This is a genomic window from Streptomyces sp. NBRC 109706 (genome assembly GCF_000974485.1).
Lineage (GTDB): Bacteria > Actinomycetota > Actinomycetes > Streptomycetales > Streptomycetaceae > Streptomyces.
Window position 1 is genome coordinate 1 of the sequence record NZ_BBOM01000016.1, and the last position, 19,641, is coordinate 19,641.

Annotated in this window: 1 protein-coding gene (only partly in view); it reads left to right on the plus strand. The window is 73.0% G+C overall.

Annotation, left to right across the window (positions count from 1 at the left end; translation table 11 throughout):
- Positions 1-10: 10 nt before the first annotated feature.
- On the plus strand, positions 11-19,641 hold the 5' portion of the coding sequence (locus tag AOM46_RS35735) for a type I polyketide synthase (protein ID WP_267887835.1). 8,506 nt of this gene lie beyond the right edge of the window; the window shows 19,631 of its 28,137 coding nt (coding positions 1-19,631); it begins with the start codon at positions 11-13; its stop codon lies off the right edge, out of view.

The window sequence follows — 19,641 nt, forward strand, 5'->3', positions numbered from 1 at the left end:
GTGGTCGTTGGTGGATGTGTTGCGGGGGGTGGAGGGTGCGCCGGGGTTGGATCGGGATGATGTGGTGCAGCCGGTTTTGTTTGCGGTGATGGTGTCGTTGGCGGCGTTGTGGCGTTCGGTGGGTGTGGTGCCGGTGGCGGTGGTGGGGCATTCGCAGGGTGAGGTTGCGGCGGCTTATGTGGCGGGTGGTTTGTCGTTGGTGGATGCGGCGCGGATTGTGGCGTTGCGGAGTCGGTTGGTGCGGGGGTTGGCGGGTTCGGGTGGGATGGTGTCGGTGGCGTTGCCGGTGGTGGATGTTGAGTTGCGTTTGGTGGGTTGGTCGGGTCGGGTTGGGGTTGCGGCGGTGAATGGTCCGTCGGCGACGATTGTTTCTGGTGATGTGGATGCGTTGGATGAGTTGTTGGCTGTTCTTGAGTCTGATGGGGTTCGGGCTCGTCGGCTTCCGGTTGGTTATGCGTCGCATTCGGCTCATGTGGATGTGTTGCGGGGGGAGTTGGTTGATGAGCTTGGGGGGATTGCGCCGAGGCGTTCTGGTGGGGTGGCGTTTTATTCGACGGTGACGGGTGGGTTGTTGGATACGGGGGAGTTGGATGCGGGGTATTGGTTCCGTAATTTGCGGGAGCCGGTGCGGTTTGAACCGGTGGTGCGGGCGTTGCGTGAGGCGGGGCATGGTGTGTTTTTGGAGGCCAGTGCTCATCCGGTGTTGACGACGGCCGTGACGGATACGTTGGAGTCGATGGGGCGGCCGGGTGCCGCGTTGGCAACGCTGCGTCGGGATCATGGTGATCACCGTCAGTTCGTCACCGCGATGGCGACGGCCTGGACGCATGGCGTTTCCGTCGACTGGACGAGCCTCTTCCCCGCACGGACCCGCCGCGTCCCGCTTCCCACCTACCCCTTCCAACGCGAGCGCTACTGGCTCCCCCCGACCCAGGCCGGCGCCGGCGCCGGTGCCCTCGGCGTGGACGGCACGGAGCATCCGCTGCTCGGCGCGATGGTCGACATCGCCGAGGACGGGACGCTCGTCCTCACCGGCCGGCTGGCGCCCGGGGCCCAGCCATGGCTGGCCGACCACGTGCTTCTCGGCCGCGTCGTGCTGCCCGGCTCCGCGCTGATCGACCTCGCGCTCTATGCCGGCCGCCAGTGCGGACACCCCTATATCGACGAACTCACGCTGCAGACACCGCTGGTCGTCCCCGAGCACGAGCCGCTCCAGCTACAGATCGTGGTACTGCCGCCCGACGACGCCGGCCGGCGGCCCCTCACCGTGCACTCCCGCCGCGTCACCGATGCCGAGCAACTGCCGTGGGCCTGGCATGCCACGGGTGCCCTCCGCATCACCGGCCCCGCCCGCACACCCCAGCCGGCCGCCACCACCTGGCCGCCCCCGGGCGCGACGGCGATCCCACTCGACGGCGCCTACGCCCGGCTAGCGGAGCTCGGCTACGCCTACGGCCCCGCGTTCCAGGGGCTGCGTGCCTGCTGGCGGCACGGCGACGAGCTGTACGCCGAGGCCGCCCTGCCCGACGCCGACCCGGCGGGGACCGCAGGATTCGAACTCCACCCGGCCCTGCTCGACGCCGCGTTGCACGCCCTGCTGCCCCTCGACGGCCGACGGACCGACGACACCCGGCTGGCGTTCAGCTTCAACGGCGTTCAGCTGTATGCGACCCGGGCGACCGTCGTCCGCGCCCATATCGGCGCCCCCGATCGCGACGGCGCGGTCACCGTCGAGCTCACCGACCCGTCGGGCGAGGCGGTGGCGACCATCGCATCGCTGGTGCTGCGCCCCGTCGATCCACGGCAGCTCGCCGACGCGGCGACCAGCCCCGACCCGCTATGGCGGCTGGAGTGGCTGACGCTCCCCGACACCGCGCCGGCCGCGCCCGGCGGCGAAAGGGCGTTCATCGGCGAACCCGCCGCCCCCGCACGGCACTACCGCGACCTCGCCACCCTGCGGGCCGCCCTCACCGCCGGCGAACCAGCCCCCGAAGCGGTCGCCCTGCACCTCACCGAAGACGACGGACAAGGGGACGGCGGCCCGGTCGCCGGCGCGCACCGCGCCGCCCGCGAGGCGCTGACCCTGATCCAGGACTGGCTCGCCGACCAGCACCTGACCGAAACCCGGCTCGTCCTCCTCACCCATGGCGCCGTCGCCGTCGACGGCGACGAGCACATCCACGATCTGCCCGCCGCCACGGCCCGCGGACTGATCCGCACCGCCCAGGCCGAACACCCCGGGCGGTTCACGCTCGTCGACATCGACGACGCCACCACCACCGACCGGGCCCTGGCCGCCGCGCTCACCCGGAACGAGCCGCAGCTCGCGCTGCGCGGCGACCGCGTGTTGGCCCCCCGCATCACCCGCGTCACCACCACCGCCACCCGGCCGAGCCCCGTCGATGCCGACGGCACCGTGCTGATCACCGGCGGCACCGGCGCCATCGGCCGGCTCATCGCCCGCCACCTCGTCGTCACACATGGCGCCCGCCACCTCGTGCTCGCCAGCCGCAGCGGCGCGGACGCCAACGGCATCGCCGACCTCACCGCCGAACTCGCCGCCCTGGGCGCCGATATCACCGTCGCCGTCTGCGATGTCGCCGACCCGCCGGCCCTCCGGGCGCTGCTCGACGCCATCCCCGCCGCGCACCCGCTGCGCGTGGTGATCCACGCCGCCGGCGTCGTCGACGACGCCCCGATCGACGCGCTCACCCCCGACCAGCTCGCCACCGTGCTGCGCCCCAAGGCCGACGCGGCCTGGCAGCTGCACCGACTCACCGCCGATCTCGACCTCGCGGCGTTTGTCCTCGTCTCCTCGCTGGCCAGCACCATCGGCACCCCGGGGCAGGGCAGCTATGGCGCGGCCAACACCTTCCTCGACGCGCTCGCCCAACACCGGCACGCCCTCGGCCTGCCCACGGTCTCGCTGCTGTCCGGGCTCTGGGACGACGCCGGCATGGGCGGCCGGCTCGGTGACGCCGACCGGGCCAGACTGGTGCGCACCGGACTCGCGCCCATGACCCCCGACCAGGCGCTGGCCCTCTTCGACGCGGCGCTGCCCGCCGGCGAACCGCTCCTCGCGCCCGCCCGGTTGAGCCTGCCGGAGCTACGCGCCGCCGCACAGAACCAACCGGACGCCGTCCCCGCGCCGCTGCGCGATCTCGTCCCCGCGCCGCAACGCAGGACCGCCGCCCCGGAGGCGCTGAGCGACCTCGGCCGCGACCTGGCGGCGCTACCGGCGGCGGAACGACACCGCACCCTGCTTGAGCTGGTCCTCGCCCATGCCGCCGCCGTGCTCAGCCGCGCCGACTCCCGCGCCCTGGACGCCGGCCGCGCCTTCAAGGACCTCGGCTTCGACTCCCTTATCGCCGTCGAGTTCCGCAACCGGATCAACGCCGCGACCGGCCTGCGGCTGCCCAGCACGATCGCCTTCGACTACCCCACGCCGGACGCCCTCGCCGAACAACTGGCCGCGCGGCTGCTGCACCGGCCGGCGGAGACCGCCGAGGCGGCCACGCCCACGACGACCCGCACCGACGAACCCATCGCCATCATCGCCATGGCCTGCCGCTACCCGGGCGGCGTCGCCTCGCCCGAAGACCTCTGGCGGCTCGTCACCGAGCAGGGCGACGTCATCTCGCCCCTGCCCGACAACCGCGGCTGGGACCTCGACGGCCTCTACCATCCCGACCCCGACGAACCCGGCAGCTCCTACGCCCGGGAGGGCGGATTCCTCGTCGACGCCGACCAGTTCGACCCGGCGTTCTTCGGCATCTCGCCGCGTGAGGCCCTGGCCATGGACCCGCAGCAGCGGGTGCTGCTGGAAACCGCCTGGGAGACGTTGGAACGGGCCGGTATCGACCCGACGACCCTGCGCGGCAGCCGCACCGGCGTCTTCGCCGGCGCCGCCACCCAGGAGTACGGCCCGCGCCTGGACCAGCCGCTGCCCGGCCACGAGGGGCACCGGCTGATCGGCGGCCTGGGCAGCGTCGCGTCCGGCCGCGTCGCCTATGCCCTCGGCCTTGAGGGCCCCGCGGTCACCATCGACACCGCCTGCTCCTCGTCGCTGGTCGCGACGCATCTGGCGACCCAGGCCCTGACCAACGGCGACTGCGATCTGGCGCTCGCCGGCGGCGTGACCGTGATGGCGGGCCCCGGGCTGTTTGTCGAGTTCAGCCGCCAGCGTGCCCTCTCCCAGGACGGCCGGTGCCGGGCGTTCGGCGCGGACGCCGACGGCTTCGGCCTCGGCGAGGGCGTCGGCCTGGTGCTGCTGGAGCGGCTTTCGGACGCACAACGCAACGGGCACCAGGTGCTGGCCGTGGTGCGCGGCAGCGCGGTGAACCAGGACGGCGCGTCCAACGGCCTGTCGGCGCCGAACGGCCCCTCGCAGCAGCGCGTCATCCAACAGGCCCTGGTCAACGCCCGGTTGACGACAGCGGATGTCGACGCGGTGGAGGCCCATGGCACGGGCACCCGCCTGGGCGACCCGATCGAGGCCCAGGCGCTGCTGGCGACCTATGGCCAGGAGCGGGGCGAGGACGGCGAGCCGCTGTGGATCGGGTCCATCAAGTCCAACATCGGGCACGCCCAGGCCGCTTCCGGCGTGGCCGGCGTCATCAAGATGGTGATGGCGCTGCGGCACGGCGCCCTGCCGGCGACCCTGCACGCCGACGAACCCTCGCCACAGGTGGACTGGTCGACAGGCGCGGTGGAGGTGCTGACGGGGTCCCGGGAGTGGCCCGAGGTGGACCGGCCGCGTAGGGCCGCCGTCTCATCCTTTGGGATCAGTGGGACCAACGCACATGTGATTTTGGAGCAGGGGCCGGAGGTTGCGGCGGTTGGTGGGGGCGGTGCTGTTGGGGGTGTGACGGCGTGGGTGGTGTCGGCGAAGTCGGAGGGGGCGTTGCGGGGGCAGTTGGAGCGGTTGCGGTCGTTTGTGGCCGAGAGGCCCGAGTTGAGTCCGGTGGATGTGGGGTGGTCGTTGGCGATGGGGCGGGCTGGGTTGGAGCATCGTGCGGTGGTGGTGGGTGCGGGGCGGGATGAGTTGTTGGCGGGGTTGTCGGGGGCTGCTGTTGGTGTTGCTGGTTCTGGTGGTGTGGTGTGGGTGTTTCCTGGTCAGGGTTCGCAGTGGGTGGGGATGGCGCGGGGGTTGTGGGAGTCCTCTGAGGTGTTTCGGGAGCGGTTGCTGGAGTGTGAGGCGGCGCTTTCTGAGCATGTGGACTGGTCGTTGTCCGAGGTGCTGCTCGACGGTGATGACGATGTGGTGCGGGTTGATGTGGTGCAGCCGGTGTTGTGGGCGGTGATGGTGTCGTTGGCCGAGGTGTGGCGTTCCGCCGGTGTGGTGCCTTCGGCAGTGGTGGGGCACTCACAGGGCGAGATCGCCGCGGCGTGCGTGGCCGGCTGGCTGTCGCTTGAGGACGCTGCCCGGGTGGTGGCATTGCGCTCCAAGGCGCTGGTGGCGGTTGCGGGTGGGGGTGGGATGGTGTCGGTGGCCGCCGGCCGGGAGACCGTCGACGACCTGACCGCAAACAGTCCAGGCCTCTCCGTTGCTGCGGTGAACGGGCCGTCGTCCACGGTGGTTTCGGGCGAGATCGAGGCCCTGGAGGCACTGCTGGTCGAATGCGAGGAGCGCGGGATCCGTGCCCGACGCATCGCCGTGGACTACGCCTCGCACTCCTCCCAGATGGAGCAGCTGCGCGAGCGGATCCTCACCGACCTCGCCCCCGTCTCCCCGTCCATCGGCCAGATCCCGATGCTCTCCACGTTGACCGGCGCCCCGGTCGACGGCGGCCTGGGCGCCGGGTACTGGTTCGACAATCTCCGCTCCACCGTTCGGTTCGAGGACGCCATCCGCACCCTGCTGGGACAGGGCGCCGGCACCTTTATCGAGGTCTCCGCCCACCCCGTACTGACCGTCGGCATCGAGGAGACCATCGACGACGTTCAGGCCGCCGCCGTCGCGCTCGGCACCCTGCGCCGCGACGAAGGAGGGAAGCGCCGCCTGCTGGCCTCCCTCGGCGAGGCATGGCAGGCAGGCGTCGACGTCGACTGGTCCACCGTCCTCACCGGCCGCCGGGTACCGCTGCCGACCTACGCCTTCCAACATCAGCGCTACTGGCTCGACGCGCCCGCCCCCTCGGCCCCCGGCGCCGCCCAGCCGGCCGACCCGACCGAGTCCAGGTTCTGGGACGCCGTCGAACGTGAAGACCTCGGCGAACTCGCCGACACCCTGCAACTCTCCGACGCACCACAGCTGTTGGGCTCGGTCGTGCCGGCGCTGGCGTCCTGGCGTCGGGAACGTCGTCAACGTTCCGTCATCGACACCTGGCGCTACCAGGTCACCTGGACGCCGTTGACCGATCTGCCGACGACGGGGTCGCTCTCCGGCAGCTGGCTCGTCGCCGTCCCCGCCGCCGACGCCGAGTCGGCGCGCTCCGTTGTCACCGCGCTCCGGCACGCCGGCGCCGAGGTCGTCGAACTGCCCATCGACCCCCGGGACACCGACCCCGTCGCGCTCGCCGCCCGCATCCGCGAAGCGTCCGAGCACACCCCGGCGGGCGTGCTCAACCTCACCGCGCTCGCCGACGAGGGGCTGCCGACGGCCGCGCTGCCGACCGGAGTCGCCGCCACCCTGACCCTGGTGCGGGCCCTCGACAGCGCGGGACTCGAAGCCCCCCTGTGGACCGCCACCCGCGCCGCCGTCTCCACCGGCCGCTCCGACCGGCCGGACGCCCCCGTACAGGCGCAGCTGTGGGGCCTGGGCCGGGTCGTCGCGCTTGAGCATCCGCGCCTGTGGGCCGGGCTGATCGACCTGCCCGGCACCGTCGACACACGGACCGGCGGCCGGCTCGCCGCGCTCCTCGCCGGCGGCACCCGCGAGGACCAGATCGCGCTGCGCGCCTCCGGCGCCTACGCCCGCCGGCTGCGGCGCGCGCCGCTGGGGGAGCGGACAGCGGAACGGTGGCAGCCGGGCGGCACCGTGCTGGTCACCGGGGCCGACGGCCAACTCGGCGCGCAGGCCGCCCGCTGGGCCGCCGACCGGCACCCGGCACGGCTGCTGCTGGCCAGCGACCACGGGCCGAACGACCCGGCCACGGCCCGACTCGCCGCCGAACTGGCCGGCATCGGCGTCCCCGTGTCGGCCGTCGCCTGCCGCCTGACGGACCCGCACGCCGTCGAGCGGCTGCTCGCCACGGCGACGGCCCAAGAGCCGCTGTCCGCCGTGGTGTTCACCGCCGATGTGCCGGCCACCGACCCCGTCGCCGAAACAGAGCCCGAAGCGTTCCACCAGGCCCTGGCGGGCCGGGTACTGGGCGCCACCAACCTGCACCACGCACTCGGCGACACCCCGTTGGACGCCTTTGTCCTCTTCTCCTCCGTCGCCGGCACCTGGGGCGGAGCCGGCCAGGGCGCCTACGCCGCCGCCAACGCCTACCTGGACGCGCTCGCCGAGTACCGCCGCTCCCGCGATCTGCCGGCCAGCAGCGTCGCCTGGGGCCCCTGGGACGACGGCGGCCCCGTGCCCGAAGGACACGGCCTCGACCATCTGCACCGGCGGGGACTGATCGCGATGCCACCCGCCATGGCGCGCGCCGCCCTGGATCGGGCCATCGACCACGCAGACGACCAGATCGCGGTCGTCGACATCGCCTGGCCCGCCTTCGTCGCCACCTTCACCTCGACCCGGCCCAGCCCCCTCCTCGCCGACCTGCCCGATCTGCGCCCCACACCGGAGCCGCGGCCCCGGCAGGCCGAGCCCGACCTGGCCCGCCGCGCCGCGTCGCTGACCGCCGCCGAACGCGAACACGAGATGCTCACCGTGGTCCGCGCCCAGGTCGCCGCCGTCCTGGGCCACTCCGACCCGGAAAGCATCGAACCGGGCCGCGCCTTCAAGGACCTCGGCTTCGACTCGCTGACCGCCGTCGAACTCGGCAAACGACTGCGCACCGCGACCGGCGTCCCGGTGCCCACCACTGCCGTCTTCGACTACCCGAGCGTGCGGATCCTGGCCCGCCATCTCGCGCGCGGCCTCACCGGCACCGCCGCCCCGACGGCCGTCGCCACCCCGCTCGACGACGACCCGATCGTCATCGTCGGCATGAGCTGCCGCTTCCCCGGCGGAGCCAACGACCCCAAGCGGCTGTGGCAGCTGCTGTGCGACGGCGACGACGCCATCACCGACTTCCCCGCCGACCGGGGCTGGGACATCGACGCCCTCTACGACCCCGACCCGGACCGGCAGGGCACCACCTACACCCGCCGGGGCGGATTCCTCACCGACGCCGGGGACTTCGACGCCGAACTCTTCGGCATCTCCCCCCGCGAAGCCCTGGCCATGGACCCGCAGCAGCGGCTGCTGCTGGAGGCCGCCTGGGAGGCGTTCGAAGACGTCGGCATCGACCCCGCCGCGATCAAGGGAGCCCCGGGCGGCGTCTTCATGGGCGTCACCGCCTCCGGCTACGGCCGCGCCACCCGGCTGCCCGACGGCATCGAAGGGCATGTCCTCACCGGCACCGCCACCAGCGTCGCGTCCGGCCGCCTCGCCTACACCTTCGGACTCGAAGGCCCGGCCGTCACCGTCGACACCGCCTGCTCCTCGTCCCTGGTCGCCATGCACCTCGCCAGCCAGGCGCTGCGCAACGGCGAATGCACCCTCGCCCTGGCCGGCGGCGCCACCGTGATGGCCACCCCCGACGCGTTCGTCGAGTTCAGCCGACAGCGCGGACTGGCCGTCGACGGACGCTGCAAACCGTTCTCCGCCTCGGCGGACGGCACCAGCTGGGCCGAAGGCGTCGGCGTCCTGGTGCTGGAACGCCTCTCCGACGCGCGCCGCCAGGGACACCGGATCTGGGCCACGCTGCGCGGCAGCGCCATCAACCAGGACGGCGCCTCCAACGGGCTCACCGCCCCCAACGGGCCGGCGCAGCAACGCGTCGTCATGCAGGCCCTGGCGAACGCCCGACTCGCCCCGAGCGATGTGGACGCCGTCGAGGCACACGGCACGGGCACCGCCCTCGGCGACCCGATCGAGGCCCAGGCGCTGCTCGCCACCTACGGCCAGGACCGGGGCGACGCCGAACCCCTGTGGCTCGGCTCCCTCAAGTCGAACATCGGCCACACCCAGGCCGCCGCCGGCGTCGCCGGCGTCATCAAGATGGTGCTGGCCATGCACCACGGCATGCTGCCCCGCACCCTCCACCTGCAGGAACCCACCGACCACGTCGACTGGTCCGCCGGCACCGTCGTGCCCCTGGCGGAGCACCGGGCCTGGCCCCCGAACGACCGGCCGCGCCGCGCCGGCGTGTCCTCGTTCGGCGTCAGCGGCACCAACGCCCACATCATCCTCGAACAGGCCCCACCCACCCCCGCCGGCACCGGCCCCGCGCCCGCCGCCGATCACGAGACGACCCCCTGGCTGGTCTCCGCGGCCGGCCCCGCCGCGCTCCGCGCCCAGGCCGCCAGGCTCCACGCGTTCGCCGCCGACAACGACCAACCACCCCACGGCGACCGCGACATCCACGACATCGCCTACTCGCTGGCCGCCACCCGCACCGGACTCGCCCACCGCGCCGTCGTACTCGCCGACGACCGGGACACCCTGCTCGCCGGCCTCGACGCGATCGCCACCGGCCGACCCGACCCCACCGTCGTCACCGGTACCACCGGACACGGCCGACTGGCCCTGCTGTTCTCCGGTCAGGGCTCCCAACGCCCCGGCATGGGCCGCGAACTGTACCGGGCGTTCCCCGTCTTCGCCGACGCGCTCGACGCCGTCTGCGCCCGCATCGACCCGCACCTCGGCCACCCGCTGCGCGAGGTCCTGTTCGCCGAACCGGGCGACGAGGCGGCGACCCTGCTCGACCAGACCGCCTACACCCAGACCGCGCTGTTCGCCCTCGAAGTCGCGCTCTTCCGGCTGCTGGAATCCTGGGGCATCCGCCCCGACTACCTCCTCGGCCACTCCATCGGCGAACTCGCCGCCGCCCATGTCGCCGACGTCCTCTCACTCGACGACGCCTGCACCCTGGTCACCGCCCGCAGCCAACTGATGGCCGACCTGCCGCCCGGCGGCGCCATGCTCGCCGTCGCCGCCTCCGAAGCCGAAGCGGCCGAAGCCCTCGCCGCCTACGAGGGACGCGTCGACATCGCCGCCCTCAACGGCCCGTCCGCCCTGGTGATGTCCGGCGACGAGGACGCCATCGCCGAACTCGCCGCCCGCTGGACCCTCTCCGGCCGCAAGGCGACCCGGCTGCGGGTCTCACACGCCTTCCACTCCGCCCGGATGAACCCGATGCTCGAACGGTTCGCCGAGGTCGCCTCCACCGTGACCTTCGGACCACCGAGCATCCCCATCGTGTCCAACCTGACCGGCGCCCCCGTCTCCGTCGAGGAGATCCGCTCCACCGCCTACTGGGTGCGGCACGTACGGCACGCCGTCCGGTTCGCCGACGGCGTGTCCTGGCTCGCCGGACACGGCACCACCCGGTTCCTGGAGATCGGGCCCAGCGCCGTGCTGAGCGCCATGGCCCAACACACCCTCGCCGAACGCGCCGACACCGACACCGAAACCGACGGCGTGATCGTCGCCCCCGCCCTGCGCGGCGACCGGCCTGAGGTCACCGCCCTGCTGCACGCCGTCGCGACCGGCTGGACCCACGGCACCGAACTCGACTGGGCCACGGTCCTCGCCGACCGGGGCGGCGCCCGCGTCGACCTCCCCTCCTACGCGTTCCAACGCGACCGCTACTGGCTGCGGCCCGCCCCCACCACCGGCACACCGGGACAGCTGGCCACCGGCCACGCCCTGCTCGCCGGAGCCGTCCCCCTGGCCGACGACGACGGCCTGGTCCTCACCGGCGACCTGTCCCTGTCCGCCCAACCCTGGCTCGACGACCACCGGGTCCTCGACACCGCGATCCTGCCCGGCACCGGATTCGTCGAACTCGCCCTGCGCGCCGCTCGCGAGGCCGGCAGCGGCACCATCAGCGAACTGACCCTGCAGGCACCCCTGCCCATCCCCGCGACCGGCCGCGTCCGCATCCAGGTCCGGGTCAGCCGCCCCACCGACACCGGCGACCGCGAAGTGTCGATCCACTCCCAACCCGACAACGGCGACGGCAACTGGCTGCGCCACGCCACCGGCCAGCTCACCACCGAAACCGAAGCGGCCCCCTTCGACCTGTCGGCCTGGCCACCGCCCGACGCCCAACCCGTCGACCTCGACGGCTACTACGACACCACCCTCACCGGCGCCGGCTACCACTACGGACCGGTGTTCCGCGGCCTGCGCCGCGCCTGGCGCGCCACCGACGCCGTCTACGCCGAGGTCGCCCTGCCGGCGAGCGCCGCACCCGACGCCGCCGGATTCGACCTGCACCCCGCGCTTCTCGACGCCGCCATGCACGCCACAACCATCGGCGGCTTCCTCGACGAAACCGGGCCCACCCCCCTGCCGTTCCTGTGGTCCGGCATCACCCTCCTCGCCACCGGCGCCTCCGCACTCCGCGTACGACTGACCGGCGCCGGACCCGACGCCCTGTCCATCCAGGCCGCCGACAGCACCGGCCGCCCCGTAGCCGACGTGCGGTCCCTCACCCTGCGCCCCGCACAAACCCACCGGCCGGCCACCGGCCACGCCACCAACCCGTCGCTGTTCACCGTCGAATGGACCACCCTCCCCACCGGCAACGGCACACCGGCCGACGTGACGCTCCTGCCCGAAGGACCGGCCACCAAGGACCTCGACGAGACCACCGCCGACCTCGTCGTCTGCCGCATCGACCCGATCGACGGCGACCCCGCCGCCGACGTGCACACGACCACCGCCGCCGTCCTCGGACTGATCCAGCGCTGGCTCGCCACCGCACCGCCGGCCACCTCCCGGCTGGTCCTCGCCACCCGAGGCGCCATGGCCACCGGACCCGGCGACCACGGCACCGACCTCGTCGGCGCCACCATCTGGGGACTGGCCCGCACCGCACAGTCCGAGAACCCCGAACGCCTCGTCCTCCTCGACACCGAAGACCCCGTCGACGACCAGCTCGACTGGGCCGCCGTCCGCGCCGCCGTCGACCACGGCGAACACCAACTCGCCCTGCGCGGCGGCGAACTGCGCGCCCCTCGACTGCACCGCGCACCCGCCCCCGACGGACTGCCGCTCCCCGCCGGCGCACCGGCCTGGCGCCTGGACACCACCGGGCCCGGCACCCTGGAGAACCTGGCCCTGCTGCCCGCCGACACCCTGCCGCTGGAACCCGACCAGGTCCGCGTCGCCGTCCGCGCGGCCGGCCTCAACTTCCGCGACGTCCTCATCGGCCTGGGCATGTACCCGGAACCCGCCCCCATGGGCGCCGAAGCGGCCGGCATCGTCACCGACGTCGGCCCCGACGTCACCGACCTCGCCCCCGGCGACCGCGTCTTCGGCCTCTTCCCCGCCGGCCTCGGCAACCTCGCCACCACCCCACGGGCCCAACTCGCCCGCATCCCCCACGGCTGGACCTTCACCCAGGCCGCGACCGTGCCCGTCGCCTTTGTCACCGCTTACTACGGGCTGGTCGACATCGCCGCCGCCCAGGCCGGCGAGAAGGTCCTCGTCCACGCCGCGACCGGCGGCGTCGGCACCGCCGCCGTCCAACTCGCCCACCACCTCGGGCTTGAGGTCTTCGGCACCGCCAGCCCCACCAAATGGGACGCACTCCGCGCCGCCGGCCTCGACGACCACCACATCGCGTCCTCCCGCACCACCGACTTCGAAGCCACGTTCCGCACCGCCACCGCCCAACGCGGCGTCGACATCGTCCTCAACTCGCTCACCGGCGACTTCCTCGACGCCTCCCTCCGCCTGCTCGCCCCCGGCGGCCGATTCGCCGAAATCGGCAAGGCCGACCCACGCGACCCCGACCAGGTAGCCGCCGACCACCCCGGCGTCCGCTACCGTTCCTTCGACCCCTCCGAGGCCGGCCCCCAACGCCTCGGCCAGATCCTCACCGAAATCCTCGCCCTCTTCGACCGAGGCGCCCTACGACTGCCCCCGGCCACGGCCTGGGACATCCGCGACGCCGTCGCCGCGTTCCGCCACATCAGCCAGGCCCGCCACATCGGCAAGAACGTCGTCACCATCCCCACCACCCCCGACCCCGACGGCACCATCCTCATCACCGGCGGCACCGGCACCCTCGGCGCCCAACTCGCCCGCCACCTCGCGACCCGACACGGCGCCCGCCACCTGCTGCTCCTCAGCCGACGCGGCCCCGCCACCCCCGGCGCGACCCAACTCGTCGACGACCTCGCCCAACTCGGCGCCCACACCACCGTCAAGGCCGTCGACACCGCCGACCGCACCGCCCTCGCCGCCGCCCTCGCCGACATCCCGACCGCCCACCCCCTCACCGCCGTGGTCCACGCCGCCGGCGTCGCCGAGGACGGCGTCCTCGAAACACTCGACGCCCAACGGCTGCACAGCGCCCTGCGCCCCAAGGTCGACGCCGCCATCAACCTGCACGAACTCACCGCAGGACACGACCTCGCCGCGTTCGTGCTCTACTCCTCCGTAGCCGCCCAACTCGGCCCCGCCGGCCAGGGCGGCTACACCGCCGCCAACAGCTTCCTCGACGCCCTCGCCCGACACCGACGCGCCCACGGACTACCCGCCGTGGCACTCGCCTGGGGCCTGTGGGCCGACGCCAGCGGCGTCACCAGCCGCATGACCGACGTCGACCTCACCCGCGCCGCCCGCCTCGGCGCCCCCCTGTCCGCCGAACGCGGCCTCACCCTCTTCGACGAGGCCAGCACCACCCACCGACCCCATATCGTCCCCGCCAACCTCGACGTCAAAGCCCTCAACTCCACGGCCACCCCCGTCCCCCCGATCCTGACCGACCTGGCCGGCCCCACCCCACGACGCGCCGTCAACACCCCGGCCACCGACGCCCCGTCCCTCACCCACCGCCTCGCCGGCCTCCCACGCGACGAACAGATCCCGCTGATCGTCGACGTCATCCGCGCCCAGGTCGCGTTCGTCCTCGGCCACGCCTCCGCCGAGGCGATCGAACCCCGCCGCGCCTTCAAGGACCTCGGCTTCGACTCCCTCACCTCCGTCGAACTCCGCAACCGCCTCGCCGCCGCCACGGGCCTGCGGCTCCCCGCCACCCTCGTCTTCGACCATCCGGCCCCGGCCGTCCTCGCCGAACACCTCCTCGGCGAACTCGTCGGCCGCCTCGCCACCACGGCGACACCAGCCACCCCGACGACGACACCCGCGAAGCCCGGAGTGGCCGACGACCCCATCGCCATCGTCGGCATGAGCTGCCGCTACCCCGGCCACGCGGACAGCGCCGAACAACTGTGGCAACTCCTCGCCGGCGGCACCGACGCGATGACCGCGTTCCCCACCGACCGAGGCTGGGAAGCGGCCATCGCCGACGCCCGCTTCGCCCTGCGCGGCGGCTTCCTCGACACGGCGACCCGCTTCGACGCCGGCCTGTTCGGCATCAGCCCCCACGAGGCCCTGGCCATGGACCCGCAACAACGCCTGGCCCTCGAAACCGTCTGGGAAGCCTTCGAGGACGCGGGCATCGACTCCACCACCCTCTGGGGCACACCGGCCGGCGTGTTCCTCGGCGCCGGCTCCAGCCACTACGGCGTCGGCACCGACCTCCCGCCCGAGGCCGCCGGACATCTCGTCTCCGGCTCCGCCACCAGCGTCATCTCCGGCCGCGTCGCCTACACCTTCGGCCTTGAGGGCCCGGCGGTGACCGTGGACACGGCATGCTCGTCGTCCCTGGTCGCCATGCACCTGGCCGCGCAGGCGCTGCGTGCCGGGGAGTGCGAACTGGCCGTCGCCGGCGGCGTCACGGTCCTGACCACCCCGGATATCTTCACCGAGTTCCAGGTGCTGGGCGGCGTCGCCGCCGACGGGCGCTGCAAGTCCTTCGCGGCGGCAGCCGACGGAACGGGCTGGTCCGAGGGCGCCGGCATGCTGGTCCTGGAACGCCTCTCGGACGCGCGCCGCAACGGTCACCAGGTGCTTGCCGTGGTGCGCGGCAGCGCGATCAACCAGGATGGCGCGTCCAACGGCCTGACGGCCCCGAGCGGCCCCTCGCAGCAGCGCGTCATCCGACAGGCCCTGGCCAACGCTCAGTTGACGACGGCGGATGTCGACGCGGTGGAGGCGCATGGGACGGGGACGCGGCTCGGTGACCCGATCGAGGCGCAGGCGCTGCTGGCGACGTATGGGCAGGGGCGGGACCAGGACAGCCCGCTGTGGTTGGGGTCGATCAAGTCGAACATCGGTCATACGCAGGCGGCTGCGGGTGTGGCGGGTGTGATCAAGATGGTGATGGCGCTGCGGCACGGGATGCTGCCCGCCACGGTGCATGTGGATGAGCCGTCGCCGCAGGTGGACTGGTCGGCGGGTGCGGTGTCGTTGTTGACGGGGGCTCGGGAGTGGCCCGAGGTTGATCGGCCCCGGCGCGCGGCTGTGTCGTCGTTTGGGATGTCCGGCACCAATGCGCATGTGATCTTGGAGCAGGGGCCGGAGGTTGCGGCGGTTGATGGCGGTGGTGCTGTTGGGGGTGTGACGGCGTGGGTGGTGTCGGCGAAGTCGGAGGGGGCGTTGCGGGGGCAGTTGGAGCGGTTGCGGTCGTTTGTGGCCGAGAGGCCTGAGTTGAGTCCTGTGGATGTGGGGTGGTCGTTGGCGATGGGGCGGGCTGGGTTGGAGCATCGTGCGGTGGTGGTGGGTGCGGGGCGGGATGAGTTGTTGGCGGGGTTGTCGGGGGCTTCTTCGGTGGCGGCGGGTTCGGGTGGTGTGGTGTGGGTGTTTCCTGGTCAGGGTTCGCAGTGGGTGGGGATGGCGCGGGGGTTGTGGGAGTCCTCGGAGGTGTTCCGGGAGCGGCTGATCGAGTGCGAGGCGGCGTTGGCGCCGTTTGTGGACTGGTCGTTGACCGGGGTGCTGCTCGACGGTGATGACGGTGTGGTGCGGGTTGATGTGGTGCAGCCGGTGTTGTGGGCGGTGATGGTGTCGTTGGCCGAGGTGTGGCGTTCCGCCGGTGTGGTGCCTTCGGCGGTGGTGGGGCATTCGCAGGGGGAGATCGCCGCGGCGTGTGTGGCCGGTTGGTTGTCGCTTGGGGACGCTGCGCGGGTGGTGGCGTTGCGGTCGCGGGCGTTGGTGGCGGTTGCGGGTGGTGGTGGGATGGTGTCGGTGGCCGCCGGCAGGGAGACCGTCGACGACCTGACCGCAAACAGTCCAGGCCTCTCCGTTGCGGCGGTGAACGGGCCGTCGTCCACGGTGGTTTCGGGCGAAGTGGAGGCCCTGGAGGCACTGCTGGCCGAGTGCGAGGAGCGCGGGATCCGTGCCCGCCGCATCGCCGTGGACTATGCCTCGCACTCGGCGCAGATGGAGCAGCTGCGCGAGCGGATCCTCACCGACCTCGCCCCCGTCTCCCCGTCCATCGGCCAGATCCCGATGCTCTCCACCCTCACCGGCGCCCCCGTCGACGGCGGCCTGGATGCCGCCTACTGGTTCGACAATCTGCGTTCCACGGTTCGGTTCGAGGACGCCATCCGCACTCTGCTGGGACAGGGCGCCGGCACCTTTATCGAGGTCTCCGCCCACCCCGTGCTGACCGTCGGCATCGAGGAGACCATCGACGACGTTCAGGCCGCCGCCGTCGCGCTCGGCACCCTGCGCCGCGGCGAAGGCGGAATGCGCCAACTGCTGGCCTCGCTCGGCGAGGCATGGCAGGCCGGGGTCGACGTCGACTGGTCCACCGTCCTCACCGGCCGCCGGGTACCGCTGCCGACCTACGCCTTCCAACATCAGCACTACTGGCTCCGCCCCCGCACCGGCCCCGGAGACGTCACAGCGGCCGGCCTGATCGGAGCGGACCACCCCCTGCTGGGCGCGTCCGTCACCCTGGCAACCGCCGAAGACCTGGTGCTCACCGGCAGGCTCTCCCTGGCCGCGCAGCCCTGGCTGGCCGACCACACACTCCACGGCCGCGTGGTGGTCCCCGGAACCGCCTTCGTCGAACTCGCCCTCCGCGCCGGACACGAGGTCGGCTACCGCGAACTCCGTGAACTGACCCTGCACCAGCCCCTGTTGCCGTCCCCGACCGGCGGCACCCGGATCCAGGTACGCGTCGAAGCCCCCGGACCCGACGGGGATCGCGGCGTCTCCATCCACGCCCAGCAGGACACCGCCGACAGCTGGACCCTGCACGCCGACGGCGTTCTCGCCCATCCTGTTGACGTCGCCGCCCCCGAAGCCCCGACCCGTGACGTGCTCGACCTCGCCACCTGGCCGCCGCCCAACGCCGCACCGATCGATCTCGACGGGTTCTACCCGTCGCTGACCGAAGCCGGCTACGGCTATGGACCGACCTTCCAGGGCCTGCACCGGGCCTGGCACGCCGGAGACGACATCCTCGCCGAGGTGCGACTGCCCGCCACCGCCAGCGCGGACGCCGCCCGCTTCGGACTGCACCCCGCCCTGCTGGACGCCGCACTCCATGTACTCGGCATCGGCGGCCTCCTCCAGGACCCGCATGCCACACCCGTACCGTTCTCCTGGTCAGGAGTGTCCCTCCAGGCAACCGGCGCATCCGTCCTGCGCGTCAGGCTGTCGGCCACCGGCCCCGACACCGTGTCACTCGGGATCGCCGACGGCACCGGCGCACCCCTGGCGCGGATCCGCTCGCTGACCGTGCGCCCCTCGACCACCGCAGACACCGGGCCCACCATCGGCGACGCACTCTTCGCCATCGCCTGGCAACCCCTCCCGACCAGCCACGCCACCGCCAGCGACACCCGCTGGCAGCTCGAAGACCTCACCGCCTCCGACCCGGCCGCCCCCGCCTCGACCGCCGACCGCGCCCGCACCCTGACCGTCCGCGCGTTGGGCGTCATCCAGCAGCGGCTCCGCGACGAAAACGCGCAGTCCACCCCACTGATCCTGCTGACCCACTCCGCCGTGGCCACCGGCAGCGGCGACGCACCGACCGACCCGGCCGCCGCCGCCGTATGGGGCCTGACGCGGAGCGCGGTGACCGAACACCCCGGCCGCTTCGTTCTGCTCGACACCGACGACCCGGCCGCGCCACTGCCCGACCGGGAACGAATCGCCCACGCCCTGGCGGATGGCGAAACCCAACTGGCCGTGCGCGGCGGCGAGATCCTCGTACCGCGCGTGGTCCGCACGACACCGGCCGAACGCCAGGCCGCGCCAGGACCCGAAGGTCTCCGGGGAACCGTCCTGATCACCGGCGGCACCGGCGTCCTCGGCAGCCTGGTGGCAAAGCGACTCGCACGCGACCCCGCGGCACCGCGACTCCTCCTGCTCAGCCGCCGGGGCCCCGACGCCCCCGGCGCGGCCGACCTCGCGGCCACCCTCCGCGAAACCGGCACCGACGTCTCCATCGTGGCCTGCGATGTCGCCGACCGGGCCGCCCTGGCCGACGCGCTGGCCGCCATCCCGCACGACGCCCCACTGACCGGGGTGATCCACACCGCCGGAACACTCGACGACGGCACGATCGAATCGCTGACCCCACAGCGCGTCGAGACCGCACTGCGCGCCAAGGCCGACGGCGCGCTCAACCTCCACGAACTCACCGCCGACGCCGACCTCGGCCTGTTCGTCCTCTACTCGTCCGCCGCCGCCACCTTCGGCGCCGCAGGCCAGGCCGGCTACGCAGCCGCGAACGCGTTCCTGGACGCCCTCGCCCACCGACGCCACGCCGAAGGCCGCCCCGGCATAGCGCTCGCCTGGGGGCTGTGGCAGCAGGCCACCGGCCTGACCGGACACCTGACCGCCAGCGAAGCGGCCAAGGCGGCCGAACTGACCGGCGCGCTGTCCACCGAGGACGGCATGGCACTCTTCGACGTCGCCCGCGCCTCGAACCGCCCACACCTGCTGCCCATCCGGCTGAACACGGCGGCCACCGACGACGTCGACACACCGCCTCTGCTCCGCGCCCTCACCCCCCGCCGACTGCGCCGCGCCACCGACGCCGCCACAGCCGACACCTGGACCCGGCGGTTGGCCGAACTCCCCGACGCCGAACGCACCCGAGCCGTCCTCGAACTCGTCCGGACCGAAATCGCCGGAGTCCTCGGCCACTCCGGGCCCCAGGACGTCGAACCCGGACGCCCCTTCAAGGAACTCGGCTTCGACTCACTCCTCGCCGTACGCCTGCGGAACCGCCTCCAAGCCGCGACCGGCCTGCGTCTGCCGGCCACCCTCGTGTTCGACCACCCCACCGCCCTGGTCCTCGCCGAACACCTGACCAGCCAGATCGTCGGCAACCGGCCCACCGCGGCGGCCCCCACCACCGCCGCCGCCACCACCGACGATCAGATCGCCATCGTCGGCATGGCCTGCCGCCTCCCCGGCGGAGTCACCTCAGCCGACGACCTGTGGCAACTGGTAAGCGGCGGCACCGACGCGATGTCCCCGTTCCCCACCGACCGAGGCTGGGACGAAGCCCTGCGGCGCGCACCGTTCACCCCCGTCGGCGGATTCGTCCCCGACGCCGACCGGTTCGACGCCGAACTCTTCGGCATCTCCCCCCGCGAAGCCCTCGCCATGGACCCCCAGCAGCGGCTGCTCCTGGAAACCGCCTGGGAGACGCTGGAATCGGCCGG